At 43.1% G+C, this 1,454-nt stretch carries 3 protein-coding genes and 1 pseudogene; 3 read left to right on the top strand and 1 reads right to left on the bottom strand.

Annotation, left to right across the window (positions count from 1 at the left end; translation table 11 throughout):
- The 3 genes from EOJ37_RS14200 to EOJ37_RS14190 form a co-directional block, all read left to right on the top strand.
- Window positions 1-384: toxin glutamine deamidase domain-containing protein (locus EOJ37_RS14200; protein ID WP_240651731.1), on the top strand; the 384-nt coding region annotated here is incomplete at its 5' end.
- Window positions 384-662, top strand: a complete 279-nt coding sequence (locus EOJ37_RS14195; protein ID WP_127960513.1) for a YrhB domain-containing protein — start codon at window positions 384-386, stop codon at window positions 660-662. The genes EOJ37_RS14200 and EOJ37_RS14195, both read left to right, overlap by 1 nt.
- A gap of 342 nt (window positions 663-1,004) precedes the next feature.
- Window positions 1,005-1,367 (top strand): hypothetical protein, encoded by a 363-nt coding sequence (locus tag EOJ37_RS14190; RefSeq protein WP_127960512.1) that lies wholly within the window; start codon window positions 1,005-1,007, stop codon window positions 1,365-1,367.
- On the opposite strand, the pseudogene EOJ37_RS14185 reads toward EOJ37_RS14190, so the two are convergent.
- Window positions 1,336-1,454 (bottom strand): annotated as a pseudogene (locus tag EOJ37_RS14185) (IS5/IS1182 family transposase); the annotation flags it as partial. The gene EOJ37_RS14190 and the pseudogene EOJ37_RS14185 overlap by 32 nt on opposite strands.

The raw sequence follows: 1,454 nt of genomic DNA, 5'->3' as shown, positions 1-1,454 counted from the left end.
TTATCAAGATGCTGCTGTTTTTGCTGTTTGGTATATGGCATGGTTTATTCTCAAGCAGAGGATGTGATGGCGAGAATAATGAAAGGCTTTATTCGCTGCGGCAAGGTGAGGCTACCGGACGCTTACATTCCTTTGAGTGTATTAGAAAAACAATTTGATGTTAAATTTAAATATGTATCCTCGTCTGAAAATATTGTGCAACAAATGATAGATGCAGGTTCTGGAGCAAGGGGTATTGTTTTTGGTTCATATGGCCCTGGTCTTCCTGGGCATGTGTTTAATGTAGTGAACCAAAACGGTACAATTCGATTCCTTGATGGGCAAACAGGTAAATCTGCTGTTCTTGGCCAGTTTAAATCATTCCAATTATTGAGAACGAACTAATGATTAGTTTTACTGAAGCAGTAGAGAAAGCTACTGATTATATAAAAAATATGGATACTCCTGTTGTGATTACTCTTCAGGGGCGTTTTGCAGAAGGATGGTTTTTTTGTTTCCAATCCCGTGAATATCTTGAAACTGGTGAGTTCTCCGCTCAACTTGCGGGAAATGCACCATTCATAATTGATAAAGATACAGGTGAAATACATGAGCTTGGAACAGCTTATCCCATTGAGAAGTACTTGCAGGATTACGAAGAAAAGAAAAATGTACTGAGCTAAATCATCTTTCAAAATAGTAAATCACTGAGAGAACTTAACCCGGTTTGAGTGTTCTGAACAATCGCCTAAAAAAGCAGACTCAATGCCGCTGATCAAGTACGCAAAAGTGCGCTTGATCGTAAAGCGACCATCGGCACACTCAACGCCAATGAGCAGCAACAACGGGCTAATCTGGTAAAAAAAGCAGCACAACAGCAGCAAAATCTGTTCACGGCGTGTGAAGATGAAACCAGTGCAGCCTGTCTGGCAGAACACAAAAAACTGTTACAGGCACAAGAAAGCTACCGGGGTTACGCCGAATACCAAACCTACTACGACCTACGCGAACAATTTCCTGACGAGATGGCGCACTATGCCGAATTGATCGGTGATTATTCACATCAGTGGATTGGTTTACTCGAAAACGGCTACACTCTTGAGCAAGCGAAGGCCAAGCTGGCACAGGATCAAGCTGAATCGGTAGAATATGCCAGAAAATACCAAGAGGCCGTAGATAAACTGCCAACTTGGGCAAGGATTGCGATGACCATACAGGATACTGTCGGTATGGTGTATGGAGCAAAGGCTGCGGGTGTGGGGTTGGGGAGTTTGGCCAGTAAAATATCCATGAAAGGCGCAGAGAGAGCCGCGAAATTCTCAGAAGGATGGCGCACAGCAGATCTTAACTTAGAGCCTATCTCAATAGGAGTTTATTCCACACAATAAGTCCGCAGGCAAAATGCAACATGGCCTCGTAATTTTCAGCCTTTTTCTCCCAGCGAACCAATAAACGACGATATCGATTAAGCCAGC

The sequence above is a fragment of the Serratia microhaemolytica genome, from assembly GCF_004011885.1.
GTDB lineage: Bacteria > Pseudomonadota > Gammaproteobacteria > Enterobacterales > Enterobacteriaceae > Serratia_G > Serratia_G microhaemolytica.
Note: the sequence above shows the minus strand (reverse complement) of the source record. Positions and strands in the feature narration are given on the sequence as shown.